The organism is Staphylococcus sp. SUC_1.2, assembly GCF_026222585.1.
In genome coordinates this window covers 44,356-68,243 of record NZ_JANJPM010000004.1, presented here as the reverse complement: position 1 = coordinate 68,243, position 23,888 = coordinate 44,356, and the positions used below count along the sequence as shown (strand labels likewise).

Annotated in this window: 23 protein-coding genes and 4 pseudogenes; 17 read left to right on the top strand and 10 right to left on the bottom strand. The window is 31.8% G+C overall.

Annotated features, from left to right (window positions below):
• Nucleotides 1-641 precede the first annotated feature (641 nt).
• The 4 genes and pseudogenes from NR218_RS02495 to NR218_RS02480 all read left to right on the top strand — a co-directional run bounded on the left by NR218_RS02495 (nucleotide 642) and on the right by NR218_RS02480 (nucleotide 2,119).
• On the top strand, nucleotides 642-812 hold the full coding sequence (locus NR218_RS02495; protein WP_153298853.1) for a hypothetical protein: 171 nt from the start codon (nucleotides 642-644) through the stop codon (nucleotides 810-812).
• A 238-nt stretch (nucleotides 813-1,050) separates the two neighbouring features.
• Nucleotides 1,051-1,434: pseudogene (locus NR218_RS02490) on the top strand (plasmid mobilization protein).
• 165 nt (nucleotides 1,435-1,599) lie between these two features.
• Nucleotides 1,600-1,863 (top strand): annotated as a pseudogene (locus NR218_RS02485) (relaxase/mobilization nuclease domain-containing protein); the annotation flags it as partial.
• Between the two features lie 55 nt (nucleotides 1,864-1,918).
• Entirely contained in the window at nucleotides 1,919-2,119 is a 201-nt protein-coding gene (locus NR218_RS02480) for a hypothetical protein (RefSeq protein ID WP_265848314.1), read from the top strand.
• Between the two features lie 322 nt (nucleotides 2,120-2,441).
• Here NR218_RS02480 and NR218_RS02475 read toward each other — a convergent pair whose 3' ends face one another.
• Complete coding sequence (locus NR218_RS02475) at nucleotides 2,442-2,873, bottom strand: universal stress protein (RefSeq protein WP_017175581.1); 432 nt, start codon at nucleotides 2,871-2,873, stop codon at nucleotides 2,442-2,444.
• Between the two features lie 895 nt (nucleotides 2,874-3,768).
• Here NR218_RS02475 and NR218_RS02470 point away from each other — a divergent pair.
• Nucleotides 3,769-4,041, top strand: coding sequence for a hypothetical protein (locus NR218_RS02470; RefSeq protein WP_017175582.1), 273 nt, complete (start codon nucleotides 3,769-3,771; stop codon nucleotides 4,039-4,041).
• A gap of 777 nt (nucleotides 4,042-4,818) precedes the next feature.
• On the opposite strand, the pseudogene NR218_RS02465 reads toward NR218_RS02470, so the two are convergent.
• A pseudogene (locus NR218_RS02465) lies at nucleotides 4,819-4,902 on the bottom strand (hypothetical protein); the annotation flags it as partial.
• On the opposite strand from NR218_RS02465, the gene NR218_RS02460 reads away from it, so the two are divergent.
• The 4 genes from NR218_RS02460 (at nucleotide 4,862) to bioB (ending at nucleotide 9,274) form a co-directional block, all read left to right on the top strand.
• On the top strand, nucleotides 4,862-5,863 hold the full coding sequence (locus NR218_RS02460; protein ID WP_232501188.1) for a PTS sugar transporter subunit IIC: 1,002 nt from the start codon (nucleotides 4,862-4,864) through the stop codon (nucleotides 5,861-5,863). The pseudogene NR218_RS02465 and the gene NR218_RS02460 overlap by 41 nt on opposite strands.
• A 179-nt stretch (nucleotides 5,864-6,042) precedes the next feature.
• The gene (gene argF, locus NR218_RS02455) at nucleotides 6,043-7,041 is read left to right on the top strand and encodes an ornithine carbamoyltransferase (protein WP_119633058.1); all 999 of its coding nucleotides are present in this window, start codon (nucleotides 6,043-6,045) and stop codon (nucleotides 7,039-7,041) included.
• Nucleotides 7,042-7,061: 20 nt separating this feature from the next.
• Complete coding sequence (gene arcC, locus NR218_RS02450; protein WP_002449469.1) at nucleotides 7,062-7,991, top strand: carbamate kinase; 930 nt, start codon at nucleotides 7,062-7,064, stop codon at nucleotides 7,989-7,991.
• Nucleotides 7,992-8,308: 317 nt separating this feature from the next.
• Nucleotides 8,309-9,274 carry a biotin synthase BioB gene (gene bioB / locus NR218_RS02445; protein ID WP_002449522.1) on the top strand — a complete coding sequence of 322 codons (966 nt, stop codon included), beginning with the start codon at nucleotides 8,309-8,311 and terminating at the stop codon, nucleotides 9,272-9,274.
• Between the two features lie 116 nt (nucleotides 9,275-9,390).
• On the opposite strand, the gene NR218_RS02440 is transcribed toward bioB, so the two are convergent.
• A complete protein-coding gene (locus NR218_RS02440) occupies nucleotides 9,391-10,998 on the bottom strand; it encodes a BCCT family transporter (protein WP_131566187.1) in 1,608 nt (535 codons plus the stop codon).
• A 220-nt stretch (nucleotides 10,999-11,218) separates the two neighbouring features.
• Here NR218_RS02440 and nagA point away from each other — a divergent pair, with 220 nt between their 5' ends.
• Both nagA and NR218_RS02430 read left to right on the top strand, forming a co-directional pair.
• Nucleotides 11,219-12,373, top strand: a complete 1,155-nt coding sequence (nagA, locus tag NR218_RS02435; protein WP_131566184.1) for an N-acetylglucosamine-6-phosphate deacetylase — start codon at nucleotides 11,219-11,221, stop codon at nucleotides 12,371-12,373.
• A gap of 131 nt (nucleotides 12,374-12,504) precedes the next feature.
• On the top strand, nucleotides 12,505-12,747 hold the full coding sequence (locus NR218_RS02430) for a hypothetical protein (RefSeq protein ID WP_002449323.1): 243 nt from the start codon (nucleotides 12,505-12,507) through the stop codon (nucleotides 12,745-12,747).
• A gap of 51 nt (nucleotides 12,748-12,798) precedes the next feature.
• Here NR218_RS02430 and nagB read toward each other — a convergent pair whose 3' ends face one another.
• Together nagB and NR218_RS02420 are read right to left on the bottom strand one after the other, a co-directional pair.
• Nucleotides 12,799-13,530, bottom strand: a complete 732-nt coding sequence (gene nagB, locus NR218_RS02425) for a glucosamine-6-phosphate deaminase (protein ID WP_049379421.1) — start codon at nucleotides 13,528-13,530, stop codon at nucleotides 12,799-12,801.
• A 21-nt stretch (nucleotides 13,531-13,551) separates the two neighbouring features.
• Nucleotides 13,552-14,226, bottom strand: coding sequence for an N-acetylmannosamine-6-phosphate 2-epimerase (locus tag NR218_RS02420; protein WP_002449363.1), 675 nt, complete (start codon nucleotides 14,224-14,226; stop codon nucleotides 13,552-13,554).
• A gap of 200 nt (nucleotides 14,227-14,426) precedes the next feature.
• Between NR218_RS02420 and NR218_RS02415 the strand changes: the two genes are divergently transcribed.
• Nucleotides 14,427-15,233 carry a MurR/RpiR family transcriptional regulator gene (locus NR218_RS02415; RefSeq protein WP_002454700.1) on the top strand — a complete coding sequence of 269 codons (807 nt, stop codon included), beginning with the start codon at nucleotides 14,427-14,429 and terminating at the stop codon, nucleotides 15,231-15,233.
• A gap of 41 nt (nucleotides 15,234-15,274) precedes the next feature.
• Here NR218_RS02415 and NR218_RS02410 read toward each other — a convergent pair whose 3' ends face one another.
• Nucleotides 15,275-16,135: an ROK family protein gene (locus tag NR218_RS02410; RefSeq protein WP_002454701.1), complete on the bottom strand. Its 861-nt coding sequence runs from the start codon at nucleotides 16,133-16,135 to the stop codon at nucleotides 15,275-15,277.
• 229 nt (nucleotides 16,136-16,364) lie between these two features.
• Here NR218_RS02410 and NR218_RS02405 point away from each other — a divergent pair, with 229 nt between their 5' ends.
• From NR218_RS02405 to NR218_RS02390, 4 genes are all read left to right on the top strand, one after another.
• A complete protein-coding gene (locus NR218_RS02405) occupies nucleotides 16,365-17,246 on the top strand; it encodes an N-acetylneuraminate lyase (protein WP_017175530.1) in 882 nt (293 codons plus the stop codon).
• Nucleotides 17,247-17,292: 46 nt separating this feature from the next.
• A complete protein-coding gene (locus NR218_RS02400; protein WP_002449381.1) occupies nucleotides 17,293-18,825 on the top strand; it encodes a sodium:solute symporter in 1,533 nt (510 codons plus the stop codon).
• A gap of 107 nt (nucleotides 18,826-18,932) precedes the next feature.
• Entirely contained in the window at nucleotides 18,933-19,760 is an 828-nt protein-coding gene (locus NR218_RS02395; protein WP_265848312.1) for a CPBP family intramembrane glutamic endopeptidase, read from the top strand.
• Nucleotides 19,761-19,832: 72 nt separating this feature from the next.
• Nucleotides 19,833-20,519 (top strand): NDxxF motif lipoprotein, encoded by a 687-nt coding sequence (locus NR218_RS02390; RefSeq protein WP_019834735.1) that lies wholly within the window; start codon nucleotides 19,833-19,835, stop codon nucleotides 20,517-20,519.
• 104 nt (nucleotides 20,520-20,623) lie between these two features.
• Here NR218_RS02390 and NR218_RS02385 read toward each other — a convergent pair whose 3' ends face one another.
• From NR218_RS02385 to pcp, 4 genes and pseudogenes are all read right to left on the bottom strand, one after another.
• Nucleotides 20,624-21,427, bottom strand: a complete 804-nt coding sequence (locus NR218_RS02385) for a CPBP family intramembrane glutamic endopeptidase (protein ID WP_019834736.1) — start codon at nucleotides 21,425-21,427, stop codon at nucleotides 20,624-20,626.
• A gap of 165 nt (nucleotides 21,428-21,592) precedes the next feature.
• A pseudogene (locus tag NR218_RS02380) lies at nucleotides 21,593-21,787 on the bottom strand (NAD+ synthetase); the annotation flags it as partial.
• The gene (locus NR218_RS02375; RefSeq protein WP_232132904.1) at nucleotides 21,778-21,969 is read right to left on the bottom strand and encodes an ABC transporter substrate-binding protein; all 192 of its coding nucleotides are present in this window, start codon (nucleotides 21,967-21,969) and stop codon (nucleotides 21,778-21,780) included. The pseudogene NR218_RS02380 and the gene NR218_RS02375, both read right to left, overlap by 10 nt.
• A gap of 314 nt (nucleotides 21,970-22,283) precedes the next feature.
• Nucleotides 22,284-22,922 carry a pyroglutamyl-peptidase I gene (gene pcp, locus NR218_RS02370; RefSeq protein ID WP_019834739.1) on the bottom strand — a complete coding sequence of 213 codons (639 nt, stop codon included), beginning with the start codon at nucleotides 22,920-22,922 and terminating at the stop codon, nucleotides 22,284-22,286.
• Between the two features lie 182 nt (nucleotides 22,923-23,104).
• On the opposite strand from pcp, the gene NR218_RS02365 reads away from it, so the two are divergent.
• On the top strand, nucleotides 23,105-23,878 hold the full coding sequence (locus NR218_RS02365) for an acetoin reductase (RefSeq protein ID WP_002488197.1): 774 nt from the start codon (nucleotides 23,105-23,107) through the stop codon (nucleotides 23,876-23,878).
• The last annotated feature ends 10 nt before the right edge of the window (nucleotides 23,879-23,888 follow it).

Genomic DNA, 23,888 nt, shown 5'->3' with positions numbered 1-23,888 from the left:
ACTAATAAAAATAAATAGACCGTTTATACTCCTCATAAAAATTGTAGAAATTACCACTTCTATGAATCTTTAGGGTTTGAAAAGTATGGTGAGGCTATTTTATCAGATAAATTAACATTATTTAAATATGCTAAATATAACTAAAAATAATATCTCCATTATATATAGTTATGTATATCTCCTGGAGTTTATTCAACTAATATCTGACAGTAATTAACATAATCGATGATTATAGGTAGTAAGTTTGTATAATATATCATTTATTGTCTTTCCTCTTTATAAAAAAAAGCAGAGCTATTGTAATTATTAAGATTACTAAAGTTATCAACAAAGATTTTTCTATATCATTAATTAAAAAAAGCAATATCATAAAAATTGGAATTATTAGTATCATTAGCGAAAAGAACTTATTCAATTTAAAGTCATCCTTTCAACATTTTTATTTTCTTTGGTAATTCCTTAAAGTCATTAATATTAATAAAAGTACTATATTTATAATATTGATTTATCACAGTTTATTTTTTCAAAATACAATAGTTCTGATAATACAATATTACTTTCAATATTAGTCTGTTTAATATATTATTTTATATTAATTATAATTTGTTTAGTTATTTTTAAATATAATAGGAGGAATTATTATGAAAAATTTTAACTATACTGATACAGGAGATAAAATTAAGCCAGGAGATAAAATTATAATAGAAATGTCTTTTCCTCAAAAATTCTCTTTCGTAGGGAGAGCCGATTCAGTATTTAAAAAACTACTAGAAGATAATAATGCTAAAATAACAAAATCTGATAAAGAGTAAATTGAATTTAGAAATATTATTATATAAAATAAGTGGCTAATATCTAGCCACTTATTTTTTCGCAGAAAAAATCTTAAGGGGCTTGGGGATATTCCCCAACAAGCCGGCGACGCTACCACGTATGTGGCTAGCAAAGCCAGTGCTTGCCAAACCACTATATTACTTTAATAACCTTTACATATTTTATATGCTTAGGTTATTAAAGTAATAACTTTCGAAGAAAGCGTGGTGGGAATGAATGAGTGAACGAGGCACATTTGTGGCTAGCGACGATGCTGTTAAGAAAAACCGTAAACCTAACCGTAAGGAGCGTAAACAAATTAGTTTTCGAGTGAACGAAGGCGAATATTTAAAGTTACAACAATCTGCGGAAACTTTAAATATGAGTGTGCCTGCTTTCGTTAAGAAAAAGGCACAGGGAAGTCGATTGGTCGCACCAAAATTTGATAAAGAAACGCGACAATCGATAGCTAAGGATTTAAGCAAGCTAGGATCAAATGCTAATCAAATTGCTAAATATTGTAACTAACATCAATATGAGGCGCCGAATTATGAAGCATTAGAATATAATATCGAAGAATTACGTAGAAGGTTGGATGAAATATGGAAAGTCCTAAAATAAATATGATTTTAAGTCTAATTTTATTTATTGTCTGTTTAATTATGATTAGCTATTTTATTTTTTATGCACATCAATTTTGGGCAAGTATCTTTTTTTTACTTTTAGCCTTTATAGATGTTATTAAATGCTATACATCTTATAAAGAAATGAAAGAACGTGATATAAATGGCCACAGCTAAAATAAGTTCAACGAAATCAACGTCACGGGCTATTAATTACGCTGAAAAACGGGCTGAAGAAAAAAGTGGCTTAAATTGTGACATAGACTATGCCAAGGGAAGTTTCAAAGCGACACGTGAACTGTATGGAAAAACGGGTGGCAACGAAGGTCATGTGGTTATCCAGTCATTTAAGTCTGGCGAAGTAACACCAGCACAATGTAATCAACTTGGAATGGAATTAGCCGAGAAGATAGCACCTAATCATCAAGACAAGAAGAAACTCGTTTTCAACTCGTTTCAAAACAAAGACAAAGGAGATAATTATGAGTCAATTTAACCGAATTTTTGACGGTAACAATTATTTCGAATGTGATAAATGTGGAAGTTTAGCAACCATCAATGAAGATGGGAAGTTAATGCGAATGATTACGAATATACAAGGTTTGCCAGTAATTTACGAAGAAAAAAATAAAGAATCGTTTATAGATGAAAACGGAAACTTAAAATGCGACTGTAGTGATTAAAAAATTTAATATCGCTTTATTCCAATTGCTTTATTGACGTTGAGCCTCGGAACCCTTAACAATCCCCAAAACTTGTCGAATGGTCGACTTAATAGCTCATGCTATGCCGACATTCGTCTACAAGTTTAGTTAAGAGTTCTTCTCAACTTCAATAAATTTTCTCGGCATAAATGCGTGTCTAATCTTTTTTAGAACGACTAATCAAAAAATAATCTAAAAAATCACAAACCAAAATTAAAAAAATAAAAAAGCCTAAATACTCTCTCGATTTGTGAGAAAGTATTTAGGCTTTTTGAATTAATAAATTTCTTACTTCTTATGTTTATTTAACAATTAGTACTGGGACAGAACTTCTTTTAGCAATCTTATGTGTAACATCTCCTAAAACATGTTTAATATTCAAATCGACTCTATGATTACTCATAATTACTAAATCAAATTCACCATTATTTATATCTCCAGAAGTAATTTTTTCTAAGATTGTATCTTTAATATGCCCAAAATCTACATCTATTTTATATTGAATACCTCTTTTTTCTAATTCACGTAAAAATGGAGTGAGTTTTTTTTCTTTTTCTCTAATAATATCTTCTTTATGCTTATTATAATACTTTATACTAATTGCAAGATCATTTTCTGTTACAACGTGATAAATTACAACAACTGAATCTTCATCGGTGACTTTTTCTAAATAGTCAGGGATAGCACTAAAATCATTTTCGAAATCATAGGGTAATAATATATTTTTGAACATCTACACCAGCCTCCTATTACTTATTATTTAGATGTCTATTACTTATATATACCCTAAATATATATGCTTATTCTGGTTCTGTTATAAAGTAAAAAATATAGCTAACCACTATTTGAAATTTTAAGATACTTTTTTAGAGCATTTAGAGAGATTTATAGAATAATAAACAGGTTAAAAAGTAATAGGAAAAATAGGATTTGGATAAAAAAATCAATCCTATTTATAGCATTGACGTCGACTGAAGCCTATGAAATCAACTAAAATAATAGTATTCAGACAATTTAAAGTGGTCTTGTAACAATTGTAAATAGTATGCAATATTAGAGGTTATAGTATCGATAAATTCTTATTCAATATTAACTATAAGTATTGTTATATCAGCGTTTATGATAATTTTAAAAAGAGCACTTAATTAAAAGAAAATAGAGATATAGATGTATTCTAATATTGATTGGAGCATTTCAATTAATATTATTAAATAAGCAGTTAACATAAGTGATAATTATCAGAAGTTCCGTCACTATAAAACTAATTATTATCCATTTTTATCCTTTCTTTAAGATTGAGAGATAGTAAAAAAGTTAACTACACTTGTAGCTAACTTTTTTTGTTCGAAGAAAATAAAAATGCACCTAAGAATAATAAAGGAAAAATAACGAATAAACGAGTAATAAAAAAGTTGGTAGGTAAAAATATATAAATAATAAAAGATAATATGAAACAAAGAAAATATATTTTTTTATTTGTACTCATGTCATCACATCTCCAGTATTATTGTATTATAACTTTTTTAATTGTTCTTTAGGTTGCCAATCTCCGCTATTAGTTCAGAACATTATCTAAAGATTGCTACCAATCTAAAAATATAATACTAATGTAGGAGGCTAATAGATAAATGATAACTTTTATATACCAACTTATTTTATTTTTTATAATTATAGGAACGTATGCTTTAATGCGTGGAGGATATATGGATATTGAATGGAATTTTTTATTATCTATGTATGGCATGTTCGTTGGATACTTGGTAATGTTCTATTTTTCGATTTATACTAATACTGACTTTAGTAGAAGAACAATAAAAATAATAGCAACAATCAGTATTATTTTAATGACTATTATCTTAGTTATTTTAGGACATTTGTTGTTTATTTTATTAACAGAATAAAGATACAAAAGGGCTTTTCTAGACATGAATATATAATCTACTTTTTATTTTTATATAGATAATTACCAATAAATTCTACTAAAAAATGAATAATTGTACCTAAAATAATAGCTGATAAACAAAGTAAGGTGATACTATAATTGTCGCTTAATGAAAATAAAAAATACAATAAAATCAAAACTCCAACTAATGTTATTTTAAAAGTCTTTTTATCTACTTTTGCCATCTCCTTTTCTAAGTTTAAGTTAACAATAAATAATATTTATTATCATTTATGATTATCAAAAGTTATGTTAATGGAATAAATTAATAAACTTTTCATTAATAGAACAATAATATAGATGTCATACAGCTGAGACGTTTGATCGTCTCAGCTTTTTGCATAATAAAAGAGCAGTTATAATCGATTGTTATTATGACAAATGTAATAGTTAAAATCACACACAGAATGTGCTTAACACGTCATATCACATATTTAAAAGGAAGTGAGTGACTTAATAAATATATTCAAGATAAGTTATAACTACAGATTATTTCATTTGTATATTTATATCATTTTGTCGATCATTTCATAATGTATAAGATAGATATATTTTGAAGTAATTAAGTAAAAAATAAACGGAATTTTCAATTTAATTTAAAAAATTAAAAAATTCCGTGAAATATATTTCGTTTTTTAGTAAACTGTCTACTAAGGAAGAAAGTAAGTAGTGAGATATTGTTTGATTTGAAGCCATACCTCACATCTAAATTAAATATAAGGGGATGACAGTAGATTATGGATTTATTAATTGGTACGTTGTTTTTAGTTTTAGTCTTAGTGATTTTTACGTTATTTACATATAAAGCACCTAGTGGTATGCGTGCGATGGGAGCTTTAGCTAATGCAGCCATTGCGACATTTTTAGTAGAAGCTTTTAACAAATATGTAGGTGGAGAAGTATTTGGTATTAAATTTTTAGAACAACTAGGTGACGCTGCGGGAGGTCTTGGTGGTGTTGCTGCTGCTGGGTTAACAGCCTTAGCTATTGGTGTTTCACCTGTATATGCATTAGTTATTGGAGCTGCTTGTGGTGGTTTAGACTTACTTCCAGGCTTCTTTGCTGGTTATATTGTAGGTTATCTTATGAAATATACAGAAAAATATGTTCCAGATGGCGTGGATCTTATTGGTTCAATCGTTCTTCTTGCACCACTTGCACGTTTAATTGCGACGGGTTTAACGCCAGTAGTGAATAATACATTACTAAAAATTGGTGACATTATTAAAAGTAGTACGGACACAAATCCAATTATTATGGGGATTATTCTTGGAGGCATTATTACTGTTGTAGGTACAGCGCCGTTAAGTTCAATGGCTTTAACCGCCTTACTTGGTTTAACTGGCGTGCCAATGGCCATTGGTGCTATGGCTGCATTTAGTTCGGCATTTATGAATGGTACGCTGTTCCATCGTTTAAAATTAGGCGATCGTAAATCAACAATTTCAGTAAGTATTGAACCGTTATCTCAAGCTGATATTGTCTCTGCGAATCCGATACCAGTGTATGTGACAAACTTCTTTGGAGGAGCTGTTGCAGGTTTAATTATCGCTTTATCTGGTATGATCAATGACGCAACAGGTACAGCAACACCCATTGCAGGATTCTTAGTGATGTTTGGTTTTAATAGTCCAATGAAAGTGATTATCTATGGTGTTATAATGGCCATTGTAGGTGGTTTAGCAGGCTTCCTTGGTTCTCTTGCATTCAAAAAATATCCAATTGTTACAAAACAAGATATGATAGATCGTGAAGCAAAAAGAAAAGTTAAAACAGCATAAATATGAGTGACTTCTTTGTCGAAATATGGCAAAGAAGTTTTTTTGTTGTACGTTTTAAATTTTCTATCTCATATTTTTTGTGTAATAATATAATAAAAAGTTACACATATTGTAACGTTAATACACATGATGTGTATTGAATTTTCAATACTAAACCTCTGACAAAGGAGTGGGCTAAGATGCAAAATTTAAGAAATAGAAATTTTTTAACATTACTTGATTTTTCAAAAAAAGAAATGGAATTCTTACTTAATCTCTCTGAAGATTTAAAACGTGCAAAATATTCAGGCATCGAACAACAAAGACTTAAAGGTAAAAATATCGCTTTAATTTTCGAAAAAAATTCTACACGCACACGTTGTGCGTTTGAAACGGCAGCTTATGATCAAGGTGCTCATGTGACGTATCTTGGGCCTACAGGTACACAAATGGGAGTGAAAGAAACGGCTAAAGATACGGCTCGTGTTTTAGGTGGGATGTATGACGGTATCGAATATCGCGGTTTTTCTCAACGTACTATTGAAGAAATTGCAGAATATGCGGGTGTGCCGGTTTGGAATGGTTTAACGAATGAAGATCATCCAACACAAGTGCTTGCTGATTTTTTAACTGCAAAAGAAGTATTAAAAAAACCTTATGAAGACATTCATTTCACATATATTGGTGATGGACGCAATAATATGGCAAATGCATTGATGCAAGGCGCAGCGATTATGGGAATGACATTCCATCTTGTATGTCCGAAAGAGTTAAGACCTAAAGATGAGTTACTAAAAACATGTCAATCATTGGCTGATAAAAACGGCGGTACTATTTTAGTGACTGACAATATTGATCAAGGGGTGAAAGGATCTGATGTGATTGCTACAGATGTATGGGTGTCGATGGGTGAACCTGACGATACTTGGGAAGAACGTATTAAATTATTAGAACCTTATCGCGTAACAAAAGAATTAATAGAAAAAACAGGCAATCCACATACCATTTTTGAACACTGTTTACCTGCTTTCCATAATGCAGAAACAAAAATTGGTAAACAAATTAAAGAAAAATATGGTTTGAATGAAATGGAAGTCACAGATGAGGTCTTCGAAAGTGATCGTTCTGTTGTCTTTCAAGAAGCCGAAAACAGAGCACATACGATTAAAGCAGTAATGGTGGCAACTTTAGGCGAATAGAGAAAAAGGGGGACCTATGGATGTCTAAAATCGTGGTAGCATTAGGTGGCAATGCTTTAGGGGAATCACCGAAAGAACAATTAGAGCTTGTAAAAGGAACAGCTAAATCATTAGTTGGTTTAATAAAAAAAGGATATGAAGTTGTCATTAGTCATGGGAATGGACCACAAGTGGGAAGTATTAATTTAGGATTAAATTATGCAGCAGAACATGAACAAGGCCCGCCTTTTCCATTCCCTGAATGTGGCGCAATGAGTCAGGCGTATATCGGTTATCAAATGCAAGAAAGTTTACTTAACGAACTCCATACTTTAGGTATCAAGAAAGAAGTTGTAACACTCGTAACACAAGTCGAAGTAGCAAACGATGATCCAGCGTTTCAATCACCAACAAAACCAATTGGACTATTCTATACTAAAGAACAAGCTGAAAAAACAAAAGAAGAAAAAGGATATACTTTTATGGAGGATGCAGGACGTGGGTACCGTCGCGTTGTGCCCTCTCCTCAACCTATTAATATTGTTGAACTTGATAGTATTGAAACACTCATTAAACATGGCACGCTTGTGATTGCAGCGGGTGGTGGCGGTATCCCAGTTGTTAAGGAACAAGATCGTTATCAAGGTGTCGATGCAGTCATTGATAAAGATAAGACAAGTGCATTACTTGCAGCTCATTTACAATCGGATCAATTAATTATTTTAACAGCCGTTGATTATGTTTATATTAATTACGGAAAAGACAATCAAAAAGGACTAGGTGACGTCACAGTCGATGATATGAAAGGATATATTGCCGATAATCAATTTGCGAAAGGCAGTATGTTGCCAAAAGTAGAAGCAGCTCTTCAATTTATTGAAAAGAATCCCAAAGGTAGTGTATTGATTACTTCTTTATCAGGTTTAAATGATGCGCTAGAAGGTAAAATTGGTACACGTATTACACCATAGTCTTGAATGCGGATGACTTTAAAATCGTCATCATCCCTCATGGTTATTATATACAACAACCCTATATAATTATTAATAAGATAAGAACTTGAGCCTATTGCTTGTTTGTTGCATGCAACAGCTCAAGTTTTTTATTTTTAAAATAAAGAGAAAGAGATAGATTATAATACGGGTTGCCTGAAGTTAGACACCTGTCACTCTTAATTTTAAGAACTATTGCTTTATTTTAGAATTAATGTAAACTTATAAATATAAAAAGTTTACAATTTAGACAATCATATGCATTAGGTACTTTAAAAGATAGGAGTGACAACATCATGACATTAAATCTAGCAGAACGTGTATTGAATGGGGAAGAGTTAACTAAAGAAGAGTGTCTAAGTCTATTTCAAGACGAGACGATTGATACGTTTGAATTATTAAATGAAGCCTATATAGTAAGAAAACATTATTACGGTAAAAAAGTAAAACTGAATATGATTTTAAACGCGAAAAGTGGCATATGTCCGGAAGATTGTGGTTACTGTGGTCAATCTGTCAAAATGAAAGAAAAACAGCGTTATGCTTTGGTAGATCAAGAACAAATTAAAGCAGGGGCACAAGTCGCGACAGACCATAAAATTGGAACGTATTGTATTGTAATGAGTGGTCGTGGTCCTTCGAATAAAGAAGTAAATCATATTTGTGATACGGTAGAAGATATTAAAGCTATTCATCCACAACTTAAAATTTGTGCGTGTTTAGGTTTGGTTGATGATGAACAAGCAACACAGTTAAAAGAAGCCGGTGTTGATCGTTATAACCATAATTTAAATACAAGTGAACGTTACCATGAGGAAGTTGTTTCAACACATACATATGAAGATAGAGTGAATACGGTTGAAATTATGAAAGAACATAATATTTCACCATGTTCTGGTGTGATTTGTGGCATGGGAGAAACAGATGAAGATATTATCGATATGGCATTTGCGTTAAAAGAGATTGATGCAGACAGTATTCCAGTAAACTTCTTACATCCGATTAAAGGTACCAAGTTTGGTGGGTTAGACTTGTTATCTCCAACAAAGTGTCTACGTATCTTAGCTCTGTTTCGATTGATTAATCCTACTAAAGAAATTCGAATTGCGGGTGGTCGTGAAGTCAATTTACGTTCACTTCAAGCAACTGCACTTCAAGCAGCCAATTCTATCTTTGTAGGCGATTATTTAGTAACAGGCGGACAACCTAATGAGCTTGATTACCAAATGATTGAAGATATGGGATTTGAGATAGACGGGTAATGATATATAGATAAAAGAAACGTTCTCACTAAAAAATAGGGAGAACGTTTTTATTTTTGTTATTAGAATTTAATACTACATAGTAATGAGTCAATTAAATACATATAAATGTATGTTTAAGATTTTTCCGAATGATCATTATTTAGGGTTTTACTATCTTTTTCGCGTTTTTCGAGTGGAATAGAGTAATCTTTATCATCATTAACATATGACATTTGGAAATGCTTTGTATGTTCTCGTCGTAACGCACGCATAATAGATATCGTCATTAATAATAAAATAATCGAAAATGGTAAGCCAGTTACAACAGAGGCTGTTTGTAGACTTGTTAGTCCACCTGCAATGGTCATTGCGACTGAAATCGCACCAATTAATAAGCCCCAAATGACTTTGTGTTTTATTTTTGGATTCTCACTGCCTCCAGTAGCCATTCCAGCAACAATATGCGTTGTTGAGTCAGCACTTGTGACAATGAATAAAAAGATTAACAAAATGGCAAGACCGCTTGTAATATCAGATAATGGAAATTTTGATAATAATTCAAATAAAGCAACCGTATAATCTTTATCTACAAGACTAGCAATTTTATCGCCACCCATAGCAAATTTGACAGCCATACCACCGAAGCCACAAATCCAAACGAATGAAATGAGTGGAGGTACTATAAGCACACACATAATAAATTCTCGAATGGTGCGACCGCGTGATACACGTGCAACGAAACCTCCAATAAATGGTGACCAAGAAATAACCCATGCCCAATAGAAGACAGTCCATTGTTGAATCCAAGCATTGTTATTTGTATACGGATCAATACGTAAACTATATTCGACAAAGTGTCTTATGTAGTCTCCGATAGCAAGTGTGTAAGATTCAAAGATAAATTTTAAATCCCCGAAGATAAGCATAAAGACAAGTAATAAAGCGCCTAATATAATATTAAGGTTACTAAGCCATTTCACACCTCGTCCTAGACCTGTAATACCAGATCCAATGAAAATAATCATCATTAATACTGTAATAGAAATTTTAGTGATATTGTTATTTGGTACATGGAAGACATGATTTAATCCACCACTAATTTGCATAATACCAAGTCCAATTGATGTTGCTATCCCCATTACGGTAGCAATAATTGCTAAGATATCAATGATATTTCGAAAAGGACGTTTGTAGGCTTCACCGAAGACAGGTTCCATTGCAGTAGAAATTAAACCATCACGTTTCTTACGGAATTGAAAATATGCGACGATAAGCCCAGCCATTGCAAAAATAGACCATTGTGAGATTCCCCAATGAAAAAAGGTATAACCCATAGCAAGTCTTGCGGATTCAGGAGATTGATCTGGCACTTTTCCTGGGAAAGGAGAATGAAGATAGTGTGTGAGTGGTTCAGCTACACCCCAAAAGACAATACCAACACCTAAGCCAGCAGAGAATAACATACCAAGCCATGACATGAAAGAAAATTCAGGTTCTTCATTATCGTCTCCTAATTTGAACCGACCATATCTAGAAGCAGCTAAAGAAATTAGAAAAATATCTAAAATAAATATAATAAGTAAGAAAAGCCAACCAAAAGTATTTGAAATAAAATCGTACATCGTTTGAGCATGTGTACCAAATGTCTTAGGAAATATACCAGCAATTGCAGTGATAATAATAATAATAGACACTGAAATGATATAAACCAGTCTGTTATTTCTTTTACGTTTGTCATTCATGAATCAATTAAGTCATCCCTTTATAAATTAGTTGTTTTGATTATACATATAATTATGAATATTTTCAAAATTCATTTTAATCGTTTATATATTATTTTAAAGAAAGTTAACATTAAATTTGAAAATTTTTTCCAAAAGAAGAAATAGCCTAATGATGACAATATGAAATGATATAATATCTTTGAAATGATAAGAAATTTTATAGAAAAGAAGGGGTATCATGTCTCAATATGTCATTACAAATGGAAGAATTTATACGGAAGCACAAGTTATTGAAAAAGGGTATCTTGTCGTAGAAAATGGCAAAATTAGTGATATTCAAAAAGGTGATTATAAAGGTCATTTAAATCAAATAGATGTAGCAGGAAAGCATGTGTTACCAGGTTTTATCGATATTCATATTCATGGTGGCTATGGAGAAGATGCGATGGATGCATCGTATGACGGCTTAAATCATTTAGCTAAACAATTATTGTCTGAAGGGACAACAACATTTTTAGCAACAACGATGACGCAATCTGATGAGAATATTGAAAAAGCATTAAACAATATTGTCGCTTGTTATGAAAATCAAACGTTAGGTGAAGCGGCTGAAATCGGTGGCGTACATTTAGAAGGACCATTTATTTCTGAACACAAAGTAGGGGCACAAAACCCTAAATATGTACAACGTCCTACTGTTGAAAAAATTCGACATTTTCAAGAGGTAGCGAAAGGATTAATTAAAATCATTACTTTTGCCCCAGAAGTTAAAGGTGCTCATGAGACGTTAAATGAATTGCGTGATGATATCATCTTTTCAATGGGACATACTGTCGCCACATTTGAAGAAGCAAATGAAGCGGTAGAACGAGGTGCGAAACATGTAACGCATCTTTACAACGCTGCAACACCTTTTGAGCATCGTAATCCAGGTGTGTTTGGTGCCGCATGGACCAATCAAAGTTTAAACACTGAAATTATTGGTGATGGGATTCATTCACATCCTGCTGCTATAGATATTGCATATAAGCAAAAAGGACCTACTCACATGTATTTAATTACAGATGCCATGCGTGCCAAAGGTATGAAAGATGGTGAGTATGATTTAGGTGGACAAAATGTGATTGTTAAAGGGAAAGAAGCACGTTTAGAAAATGGCGCACTTGCAGGCAGTATTTTAAAAATGAATGAAGGACTGCATAATTTAATTCAATTTACGCATGATAGTTTAGACCACTTATGGCGAGTGGCAAGTTTAAATCAAGCCATTGCACTTAATATTGATAAGCAAAAAGGAAGCTTAAGCATAGGAAAAGATGCAGATATCGTAATTGTAGACGACCATATACAAGTGGATACAACGATTAAATCAGGTACCATTCATCATTTTTAAGACTACTCGCATGGTGAAAAATGAATAATTTAGTATCTCTTTATCTTTTTAGGTTTATATATATGAAGTTTAGTGTATATACATAGTAAATCTACATAATATATGAATTCGAAGTAAAGGAGGGATAGATAATGCAAAATGATTTGAGATTTCCAAGTGCAAAAAATTTCTTTACTACTTTAGGGTGGTTATCAGTCATTGCTTTATTAGCGGTTGTAGTGGTCAATGCGCTTTATAATAGTTCTTTTAAAAGTTGGTCAGATATCAGTGTGAAATTCACTCAAACGGATTTAATTTTCTTGATTACTTTCGCAATTATTGCGATAGTTTGTATTATTATTTCATTGCTTTTAAAATTATTTAAACATCCATAGTAAGTAAAGTTAACATATTAAAAGGGACAGAACTCGAGCGTTCTGTCCTTTTTAGTGGTTTAAATAATTAAATATGACATCATCAATGATAATGTCTACATTCGGATGCGTTTGTAAAATAGAAGCAGGTAATGTTTCAGTTTTCGGTCCATTCATTAAACGCTCAACAGCTTCTTGTTTACGTTCTCCAAAAGCTAATAAAATGATACGTTTTGCGCGCATAATAGATTGTAATCCCATAGAAATGGCTTGTTTTGGAACATCATCAATCGTATCAAAATGAGTACTATTTGCTTTAATCGTAGAATCAGTTAAATCTACAACTCGTGTTTGACTATCAAAAGATGTACCTGGTTCGTTGAAACCGATATGACCATTTTCTCCAATACCTAATAATTGAATATCGGGTTGTCCTATAGAGGATAGACGCTGTTCATAAGCATGTGCTTCGTCTTCAAGATCAGATGCGTCTCCTCTTGGAATGTAGATATGATCTTCATTCCATTCGTTATGATTAAATAACAGCTCATGCATATATGTGTAGTAGCTTTGAGGGTGTGATGAATTAAGACCCACATACTCATCTAAGTTAAATGTTTTAATATCATTTAAATTCACACGATTTGCCGTTAATAATTCAGATAATCGTGGATAGATTTCTGTCATCGTATTACCTGTCGCTAATCCAAGAGTAGCTGTCGGCGTACTTTGTATTAACTTTAATAACTCAACTGCTACATAATCACTTGCGATAGATTTGTTTTTTAAATTGATCAATTTCATCATCTAAACGCCTCCATATGTTTATGAATGATTTTTTACTGCTTCAACAAATCGTTCGGTAATTTGTTTAGGTCGTGTAATCGCACCACCAACTACTGTACAATGAACACCAAGTTCGTTCACTTTTTTATACATGTCAGGTGTGATGACATTACCCTCTGCAATGACTTTTGTGTTTACTTGATTAAGTACTTCTTTTAAAAATTCAAAATCATTTTCATATAATATATGACCCTTTGTATAAGATGTATACCCTCTTAGAGTGGTTCCAATATAGTCAAAACCTAATTGATCTGCATAAATAGCTTCTTCAATCGTTGAGATATCAGCCATAATTTCAATATCAGGCGCTTTTTCTCTAATATATTTCACAAGTTCTTCAAGAGATTCTTTTGGACGTTTTTGTTTAGTAGCATCTAAAGCAATGACTTCACAACCGCTTTCAATGAGTTCATTTACCTCTTTTGAAGTTGCAGTTATAAATACACTTGAGTTAGTGTAATCTCGTTTAACAATTCCGATAACTGGTAAATTGATTTCCTTGCGAATAGCTACAATATCTTCTATAGAGTTAGCACGTATACCTACTGCACCGCCTTGATAAGCAGCTAAAGCCATTTTTGACATAATGAACGAAGAATGTAAAGGTTCTTCAGGTAAAGCTTGGCAAGAAACGATTAATCCTTGTGGTAACATATCATTCACTCCGTAACATTTATATTTATAAATAGAATATATCGAGTTTGTGGTTATTTATACAATACTGTTGAATTGATTTACTCATATCATAACATTGAGAAAATTATTATCAATTTAAAATTATAAATTGAAAAATATTTTCATTTATAATAAATTAGACATAAGTTATTTAATTGAGTAAAGAGGATGATTGTAAAATGAAATTTGAAAATAGAGTTCAGCGTTGTCGTCATTTATTAACAAAAACAGATAAACGAATTATAGAATATATACAAAAGCATCCACTTGATGATAGTTTCTCAACAATTAATTCATTGGCTTATGCAATTGAAACATCGCCAGCTACAATAACGCGTTTCAGTAACAAATTAAATTACGATAATTTTCAAGATATGAAGTTTAGTTTGCAACATGAAAAATCAGAGAAATCTGTAGAAAATGCACCATTAGTACAACTTATACATCGTTATCATCAAAATATCATTCAACAAACTGGAGAGTTTATTTCTGAGGAAAAAATTAAACGCTTAGCACATAATTTAAAAACATGTAGACAGGTGAATTTCGCAGGTTTAGGGAGTTCAGGTTTAACAGCAAGTGAATTTTATTATCGTGCCATGCGTATGGGGATAAAAGGTTTAGTATCCACAGATGCTCATCAAATGAAGATTTCTGCGTCATTATTATCATCGAATGATATGTTTGTAGCAATTTCAAATAGTGGTGAAACAAGTGAGCTTATCGATGCGGCTAAAATAGCACGAAATCAAGGCGCTTATGTTGTTGTAATTACTAATTTTGAAGGAAGCACAATTACTAAAAATGCAGATTTAGTGCTGATTACGTCTGCGCAGTCCAATAATAATGATACAAGATTTATTAATTCACAAATTGCAACTCACTTTTTATTAGATCTTGTGAGTTACATTCTTCTTGGAGATCCTTACATGCATAAACTCTATCAACAAACACGTCAAGTTGTGCTAAACCATGGGAGCAAATAAATAAGAGGACTAGAATGCGTAGTCCTCCATGTTTATAACTACTATTGTATTGCACCGTACAAAGCTGCATTATTACCACTTCGAGTCGTCTGAAGACGTGCTATTCCATAATGAGGCGGAAGGTAATAATGAATTTTAGGCTTAATATATTTTAATAGTGTATCTTTTTGAGAAGAGATACCTCCACCAATCAAGATAAGTTCAGGATCATAGATAATTTGTAATTGAGCGATACCTTCAGCTACTGAATGGCTCCACTCTTCTAAAATATTGATTGCTACAGTGTCATTTTCTTCAGCTAATTCAAATAATTTTGGTACGTTAGTGTCATACTTAAAGTGATGTAATAGCATTAAATCTTTTAGCGCTGAAGTTGAAGCTCTTTGTTCAAATGTTTTGTCATCGGAAGAACGATAAAGCAAATAACCAATTTCATTTGCTCGATGACGTGCACCTTGATAGATTCCAATAGATTTATTATAAAATGCACCGCCAATTCCTGTTCCTAAAGTAAGACAAAAGATGTTATTTTCTTCATAATTATGCAAAGAAAGCTCCCCAAGTAATGCTGCATCTACATCGTTGTAAACAGTTATATTTGAGGACAATTCCTTGAAAACATTTAAAAAATTTGTACCATCAAAATTTTGAATAGTTGGTCCAGTGTAAACAATTTCTCCACGAGTTGAATCTACAACGCCAGCACTTGAGATACCAATGTGAGGATTTTTAAGCTGATATTTTTTTATAAATGCATCAATGATTAAGTATATTTCGTTCGTTATTAAAATGTGAATATTGTCTGGAGTAGCAATTGTTTTATAATCAATAATGTTTAATTCATTGTTAATTACTGCAAGTTTTATATTAGTGCCCCCGATATCAACTGCAATTTTATACATATAAAAAACCTCCTTAGTTTTCTTTATAACTACTATAAATCATTTTTAGTACTCTAGTTTTAATTTGAAAATTATTTTCATCAAATTTAGAATTATTTGTTAATATTTTTCATATAGTATTGTATAAAAATATGATAGCGTTTACAATTCGAAATATAAATAGAATATATTGCTGTTGAATTAATAATAAAATTATAAAAAATTCAGATCATATATTGGAGGATTTCGAATGGAAGAACAATTAAAAGGATTATATGCAGCGTTACTTGTCCCATTTGATGAAAATGGTCAAGTTAAAGAAGAGGGATTAAAACAAATCGCAAAGAATGCAATAGAAGTTGAACAATTAGACGGTTTATATGTAAATGGAAGTTCTGGAGAAAATTTCTTAATTAGTAAAGAACAAAAGAAACAAATCTTTAAAGTTGTAAAAGAAGCGGTTGGAAATGATGTGAAATTAATTGCTCAAGTAGGCTCACTAGATTTAAATGAGGCCATTGAACTTGGGAAGTATGCCACAGATTTAGGATATGACGCATTATCAGCAGTAACACCATTCTATTATCCGTTTTCTTTTGAAGAGATTAAGCAATATTACTTCGATATTATTGAAGCAACGCAAAATAAAATGATAATTTATGCCATCCCAGATTTGACTGGTGTAAATATTAGTATCAACCAATTTAAAGAATTGTTTAATAATGAAAAAATTGTAGGAGTAAAATATACTGCGCCAAATTTCTTCTTACTTGAAAGAATTAGAAAAGCATTTCCAGATAAGTTGATTTTGTCAGGATTTGATGAAATGTTAGTTCAAGCAGTTATTTCTGGAGTAGATGGTGCAATTGGTTCTACATATAATGTGAATGGCCGTCGTGCACGTCAAATTTATGACTTAGCTCGTGAAGGTAAAATTGAAGAAGCTTATAAAATTCAACACGATACTAATAATATTATTGAAACAGTTTTAAGCATGGGTATTTACCCTACTTTAAAAGAAATATTAAAAACACGAGGCATCGATGGTGGAGTACCTAAACGTCCATTTTCACCATTTAATGAAGCAAATCGTAAAGAATTAAATCAATTAATTGAAACTTATAGCTTGTAATTACGACACAATTTAAACGACAGAATATAAACAAGGGGTGATCCTTATGCAACATATAGGATTTGGGTTATGGAATTGGATAGCAGTTATCGTCTATCTTGTAGCAATGTTATTAGTAGGTGCCTATTTTACTAAACGTGCAAGTCAAGATACTGATAGTTTCTTTAAAGCAAGCGGACGTTTACCATCGTGGGCAATTGGCTTTTCTATTTATGCGACTACATTAAGTGCAATTACGTTTATGTCTACACCTGAAAAAGCTTTTTTAACTGATTGGGCCTATATAGCAGGAAATATTGCAATTGTAGCAATCATTCCAATATTAATTGCTTTTTATGTTCCATTCTTTAAAAAATTACATGTAACTTCAGCTTATGAGTATTTAGAAGCACGATTTGGACCAAGTATACGTTTAATTGGATCATTATTATTTATTATTTTTCACTTAGGACGTATTGCAATCGTTATTTATTTACCAACTTTAGCAATAACTGCTGTATCTGATATTAATCCATACATTGTAGCAAGTTTAGTAGGTATTTTATGTATTTTATATACATTTTTAGGTGGATTCGAAGGAGTCGTTTGGAGCGATTTTATCCAAGGTGTCATTTTACTTGGTGGAGCACTGCTTATCATTATCATCGGTGCTTTTGAAATAAAAGGTGGATTTGGCACAATTGTACATGATGCTATTGCGAATAAAAAAATTCTTAGCGCAGATAATTGGAAACTTAACTCAGCAGCAGCGGCGATCCCAATTATTTTCCTGGGAAATATTTTTAATAATTTACATCAATATACAGCGAGCCAAGATGTAGTACAACGTTATCAAGCATCAGAATCTATGGAAGAAACCAAAAAATCATTATGGACAAATGGTGTCTTAGCACTAATTTCAGCGCCTATTTTCTATGGCATGGGTACGATGATGTATTCATTTTATCAGCATCAAGAAACATTGCCTAAAGGTTTTAATACATCATCAATTGTTCCATATTTTATTTTGACTGAAATGCCCCCATTTATTGGTGGATTACTTATTGCAGCAATATTCGCTGCAGCACAATCAACAATTTCATCAAGTTTAAATTCAATTTCAGCATGTACTTCTGAAGATATTAAACATCGCTTCTTTGGAAAAAGGGATGATAAATCAGAAGTGAAATTTGCTCGATTAATTATTGTGATAGCAGGTTTATTAAGCTATGGTATTTCGATGTATTTAATTGCAGCAGATTCTAATAATTTATGGGATTTATTCTTACTTATTACTGGATTATTTGGTGTGCCGTTAGCTGGAATATTTGCAGTTGGGATATTCACAAGACGTGCAAATACATTTGGTGTCATTGTCGGACTATTTGCAGGAGTAATTATCGCTTATTTACTTCATGGAATAGGTGGAGGAAACTCACCATTTTACGTATCAATTATTTCATTTTTAGTTGCTTTTATTTTAGGTTATATCGTAAGCTTGCTTGTACCATCTAAAAATGTAAAAGATATTACTGGTTTAACGATTTACGACAAAAATAAAGCTTCTACATATATATCTAAAATAGCAAAAAGAAATTGATTTTTAATATTAAGAGAGTAGGAAAATGAATTCATTGTCAATTCAATCTTACTCTTTTTTCTATGCTATGATAAATTTATATACATCACTTATATTGGAGAATAAAAATGAAAATAATAAAAATTGTTGGTATGTTTCTTTTAGCGATAATCATTATGGTTATTTCTCAAACGATTGCGCTATTATTTGATACATTGATACCATTTTATGGAATTGGAACAATTTTATCGAGTATCACTTATATTTTACTTACATTTTTCATCGTAAGATGGATAATTACTCATGTATTTAAAGAGGCGCTATCTTCATATCGAATTACAAAACCTGTATTTCATCCGATTTATTTGATTTTAGGGATTGCATTACCGTGCGTAGTATATGCGATTTACTTTATTTTTATACCGGGAGATTTTAAGATACATCATTTTAACTCAATCAGTAAGACGATACACGACTTGAGTTACATTATTTTTATGCAAGCTGCAGCTGGTGCTATTGTCGAGGAAATGGTGTGTCGAGGTCTTTTAATGGGCTATATTGAAAAGAAAACGAACATTCGAATCGCAATCGTTGGTACTTCACTGTTTTTTGGCGTGATTCATTTATTGAATGGTGCTCTAAATGTTACAAGTTTCCTTTTATTGTTAGCTAGTGGCACTTTAGTTGGTATGATGTTTGGTATAGCAACATATCGATTTAACACCATTTGGGCGAGTATCACTTTACATTTCTTTTGGAATGTCTTTCAAGTCGTTTATATCACTACAAAAGAAACTGACTATAACGTCTTTCAATATGTTTTACGTTTTAAAAATATGGTGCTTACGGGAGGACAGTTTGGTTTTGAAGCATCTATCGTCTCTATCATAGGCTATATCATTGTGATTATTGCTCTGTTAATGTGCCGTACTCCATATAAAGATAGCAACTTATAACGCATTCAAAAATAGTCGTAATTGGTCTATACTTAAAGTAAAGATGAATAAACGTAGTTAAGGAGAAAAGTTATGAAAAAGATAGTGATAGTAACGCTTATTCTCATATTATCTATTGGCTTAGTGGGATGTCATCGATTGTCTAAAGAGGATAGTGACCATTCGGACAAAGCGGATACACAAGAAGAACATTCAACAGAAGACAATAAGAGTTCTGATGATCAAGATATCAGTCTAGAACCAGATACAAAGGTACCGGATCATGTTTTTGAAAAAACATCAGTACGACATGTACAGATTTCTGAGAAAACGATTAAAAAAGATATTAAAAAGTATATTAATATTGATAAAAAAATCAATGATACGATGAATACATATAAAATGAAATTATATTCCAATCAAAAATTATCCAATACAGAAGCAAATAAATTAAAGAAACTTGTTCAATTAGAGAATGAGAATGATGCAAATTTTGCACAATACATTCAAAATAATCAGATGCCAAATAATGACTATGCGATCTATACTGATAAAATAAGTCGTTATATTTCAACAGCCAATCGCATAGAGCAAAAAAGTTTAGAAATATCATTAAAATCAGATGATGATACATCTATTTTTAATGATATTGAGCAAGTGAATAAAGATCAAGATATTGTAAATGATCGAGAAAAACAAGATATTACAAATTTCTTGGAAGAAAAAAATATTAAAACTGAAGCGTTTAATGAGGATTCAAATCATATTGATATAGATTAATCGAATGAATTAAAAAAGGAGTGGGCCGACGAATTTAAAATGAATTCCGTTCCACTCCTTTTTTGGCGAGATAGTTGTCGACTTAATTTAACTAGTATACTTTTTTAGCTAAACATTGCGATAAAGTAACTCACAATAATTACAATACCCGTCACGCCATTATGAATCATATGAACCATCATACTGTCTCTAACGTTATGACGACGATGATAAGCGAGATAAAAAATCATCGCCATCGTGATATACATTAAAACAGCTACCCAATTTGAAATACCATGTTGAGAAGCGAAAATAAGTGAAGATAAAATAAATGGTAACCAAAAACTGCTACGTTTAAATAGTGTCTCTTTAAAGATACCTCGATAAATTAATTCTTCTAAATAAGGTGCTACAAACGTAAGGGTGAGTGCAAATACAATGACAGGAAACGCTTGTCCAAGTTGATCGGGAGAAGGTTTCGCGCCTTGAAAGTTACCAAGTAATGCTTTATCATTTTCTGTTTGTGCTTGACCTGTTATTGCCATCATTAGAAAACTCATTCCAATAACAATAACGCGAAGTAATAGTGCCCATCCGATATTAATCATAATATCTTTGCGTTTAAACGGTTTAATTGGCTCATATGTATGCCGTTGATAATAACGTCTAACCAGCCAAATAACGACAGCGGCTAACATCATAAATAATAGTGTTGCTAGTGTTCCACTTGTAATATCCATTTTTGCAGAAAAGTTAGTAATAAATAAAATAAGAACAATAGGAATCTGAGCAAGTAACATCCATCCTATAAAAATAAGAACATTTAAGAAGCGATTTCCTTTAGGATAGCGTTCATCATTTTTATAATGGTGAGAGTCAAGATTTGAATCTGAATGCATACGTGTTTCTGTAATACCTTGTTGAGTCATGGTTGTATCACCTCTAATGTTTTTATTTGAACGACGTATACTACAACTTGAACATAACATACTCTGATTTCAACCTACAACTTACTTTATAAAATAGTTGAACGATTTATGAAAAGAGTGAGACAAAACGCATTATGAATTTGTTGTCCCACTCTTTATTTTGAACTAACCAACATTTAAATGTTTACCAGACAAAGCTTGTAATACATATGAATCATGCGTAATGATAATTAATTGTAAATATTGAAACTCTCGTAACATCTGTAAGATGATATCTTCATTCATCACATCTAAATTTGTTGTTGCTTCATCTAAAATCAAGATATTTGGTTCTACAAGCAATGCTTTTGCTATCCATATGAAAATTTGACTGCTTTTGCGTTGAAAGTTGAACCGTCATTAAATTTAATGTTGTGTTTTAAATGGAATGTAAAATCTTTTCCATTATTAGATACTTCCCAAGATTTAGCTAAACCAGGTTCAATCTTTCCATTTTCTCCATATGTAACAAAAGATTGATATATTGCACTGTAGACAGGCATTGGAATGTCAAATGATTGTGCATCTAACTGACTCGGGTTAAATTCTCGTGCAAGAGATACTTTCACTTCTTTGTGTTGATGCTAATCATGTGTACATCCAGTTAATAGTAGTGAGGCACACATCACGAATGACAAAAGCAGATGCTTTCTCAAATTTAAAACCTCTTTCAATTTGTATTCATCACTTATTAATGATACATGGAAACATTTATTTTGAAAGTAAAAAACGTCTACAAAATTATATATTTTGTAGACAAAAAGAATTGTTTTAATTATAGAAATTGTATCTTATCTATAACTAATTATCTCATTTTCTAATGTGTTTCTCCTAAAGCTACTTTAACATCAGGATGGTCTGAAATCGCATGGATTGCTGCTGTAATTCCTTTTGTAATCGTATCTAAAGACAGCGAAGGTGTATTAGGTTTATCTATGACTTGTTCTGGAATAAAGGGAACATGGATAAAGCCAAATCGTAAGTTAGGATAAAACTTATCTGCAAGGTAGCCTAATTGATAAAGTACATGATTGCAGACAAATGTGCCTGCGGTATTCGATAAACTTGCTGGAACACCCGCTTTTTTAATCGCTTCTGTCATTGATTTTATAGGAAGATTTGAAAAGTAGGCTGGTGCACCATCTGGATGAATGGCAACATCAATGGGTTGATTTCCTTTATTATCCGCAATACGTGCATCATCAATATTAATGCCTACACGTTCAGGTGTAATATTAAAACGTCCCCCTGCTTGTCCAATCGATAATACCACGTCGTAATGATGATGTTCTAATTCATGTTGAATCACATCTTTTGATTTGTGAAATACAGTTGGGATTTCTAATGTTGTAATGGTATGTGCCCCAATAGTAGGGTCCAGTTGTCTAACCGCTTCTAATGCCGGATTTACCTTTTCTCCGCCAAACGGATCAAATGCAGTAACTAAAATATTCATAAGAAAACCTCTCCTTTAATTTTTTACAGTTTAATACGTAAGGTATAAACACTTATTTACATCATTAAACAGATGATGATATAAGGCAACGTAAAAGATATATGAACAGTTTGTGAATTATTTAAAATTAAGAATAAAATTAAACTAGAAGGGTAAAATAATTATGTAAAAGGAGTGGTATTATGACAAAAACAGCAGTCATTACAGGTTCAGCAGCAGGATTAGGAAAAGGAATTGCTCAACGTTTAGCCAATGATGGATTTAATATTGTGATTCAAGATATTAATCAAAAAGCTCTAGAAAAAACAGAACAAGAATTTAAAGAGAATGGATATAACGTGGTAGCATTTCATAGTGATGTTTCTAAGAAAAAAGAGCAAGAAGAATTAGTTCAATTTGCAGTGGCAGAATTTGGTCAAATTGATGTATTTGTAAATAATGCTGGTGTAGATGCGGTATCACCTATTTTAGATATTACAGAAGATGAATTGGATAAATTATTCCATATAAATGTATATGGCACGTTATTTGGAATTCAAGCGGCAGCAAAACAGTTTATTAAGCAAAATAGTAAAGGTAAAATCATTAACGCATGCAGTATTGCAGGACATGAATCTTATGAGGTATTAGGTACATACTGTGCTACTAAACATTCAGTACGTTCTCTCACTCAAACTGCAGCGAAAGAATTAGCTGAAAAAGGTATTACGGTGAATGCTTATTGTCCTGGAGTTGCTAAAACTGAAATGTGGGATCGTATTGATGCTGAAATGGTTAAATTAGATAGTAATCTAAAACCTGGTGAAGCATTTGAACAGTTCTCATCAGCAATTAAACTCGGGCGTTATCAAGAACCAAAAGATGTGGCTTCTTTAGTATCATTCTTAGCATCATCAGATTCAGATTATATTACTGGACAAGCCATTTTAACTGATGGTGGATTAGTTTATAGATAAAATAAAGAAT

Coding starts and splice junctions, on each gene's coding strand:
- bioB (WP_002449522.1), top strand. CDS start 8,309: ATGACATTAAATCTAGCAGAACGTGTATTGAATGGGGAAGAGTTAACT.
- arcC (WP_002449469.1), top strand. CDS start 7,062: ATGTCTAAAATCGTGGTAGCATTAGGTGGCAATGCTTTAGGGGAATCA.
- NR218_RS02410 (WP_002454701.1), bottom strand. CDS start 16,135: ATGTATAAAATTGCAGTTGATATCGGGGGCACTAATATAAAACTTGCA.
- NR218_RS02400 (WP_002449381.1), top strand. CDS start 17,293: ATGCAACATATAGGATTTGGGTTATGGAATTGGATAGCAGTTATCGTC.
- argF (WP_119633058.1), top strand. CDS start 6,043: ATGCAAAATTTAAGAAATAGAAATTTTTTAACATTACTTGATTTTTCA.
- nagA (WP_131566184.1), top strand. CDS start 11,219: ATGTCTCAATATGTCATTACAAATGGAAGAATTTATACGGAAGCACAA.
- NR218_RS02430 (WP_002449323.1), top strand. CDS start 12,505: ATGCAAAATGATTTGAGATTTCCAAGTGCAAAAAATTTCTTTACTACT.
- pcp (WP_019834739.1), bottom strand. CDS start 22,922: ATGAATATTTTAGTTACTGCATTTGATCCGTTTGGCGGAGAAAAGGTA.
- NR218_RS02395 (WP_265848312.1), top strand. CDS start 18,933: ATGAAAATAATAAAAATTGTTGGTATGTTTCTTTTAGCGATAATCATT.
- NR218_RS02420 (WP_002449363.1), bottom strand. CDS start 14,226: ATGTTACCACAAGGATTAATCGTTTCTTGCCAAGCTTTACCTGAAGAA.
- NR218_RS02415 (WP_002454700.1), top strand. CDS start 14,427: ATGAAATTTGAAAATAGAGTTCAGCGTTGTCGTCATTTATTAACAAAA.
- NR218_RS02390 (WP_019834735.1), top strand. CDS start 19,833: ATGAAAAAGATAGTGATAGTAACGCTTATTCTCATATTATCTATTGGC.
- nagB (WP_049379421.1), bottom strand. CDS start 13,530: ATGAAATTGATCAATTTAAAAAACAAATCTATCGCAAGTGATTATGTA.
- NR218_RS02475 (WP_017175581.1), bottom strand. CDS start 2,873: ATGTTCAAAAATATATTATTACCCTATGATTTCGAAAATGATTTTAGT.
- NR218_RS02375 (WP_232132904.1), bottom strand. CDS start 21,969: ATGCCTGTCTACAGTGCAATATATCAATCTTTTGTTACATATGGAGAA.
- NR218_RS02365 (WP_002488197.1), top strand. CDS start 23,105: ATGACAAAAACAGCAGTCATTACAGGTTCAGCAGCAGGATTAGGAAAA.
- NR218_RS02470 (WP_017175582.1), top strand. CDS start 3,769: ATGATAACTTTTATATACCAACTTATTTTATTTTTTATAATTATAGGA.
- NR218_RS02385 (WP_019834736.1), bottom strand. CDS start 21,427: ATGACTCAACAAGGTATTACAGAAACACGTATGCATTCAGATTCAAAT.
- NR218_RS02440 (WP_131566187.1), bottom strand. CDS start 10,998: ATGAATGACAAACGTAAAAGAAATAACAGACTGGTTTATATCATTTCA.
- NR218_RS02480 (WP_265848314.1), top strand. CDS start 1,919: ATGAGTCAATTTAACCGAATTTTTGACGGTAACAATTATTTCGAATGT.
- NR218_RS02495 (WP_153298853.1), top strand. CDS start 642: ATGAAAAATTTTAACTATACTGATACAGGAGATAAAATTAAGCCAGGA.
- NR218_RS02405 (WP_017175530.1), top strand. CDS start 16,365: ATGGAAGAACAATTAAAAGGATTATATGCAGCGTTACTTGTCCCATTT.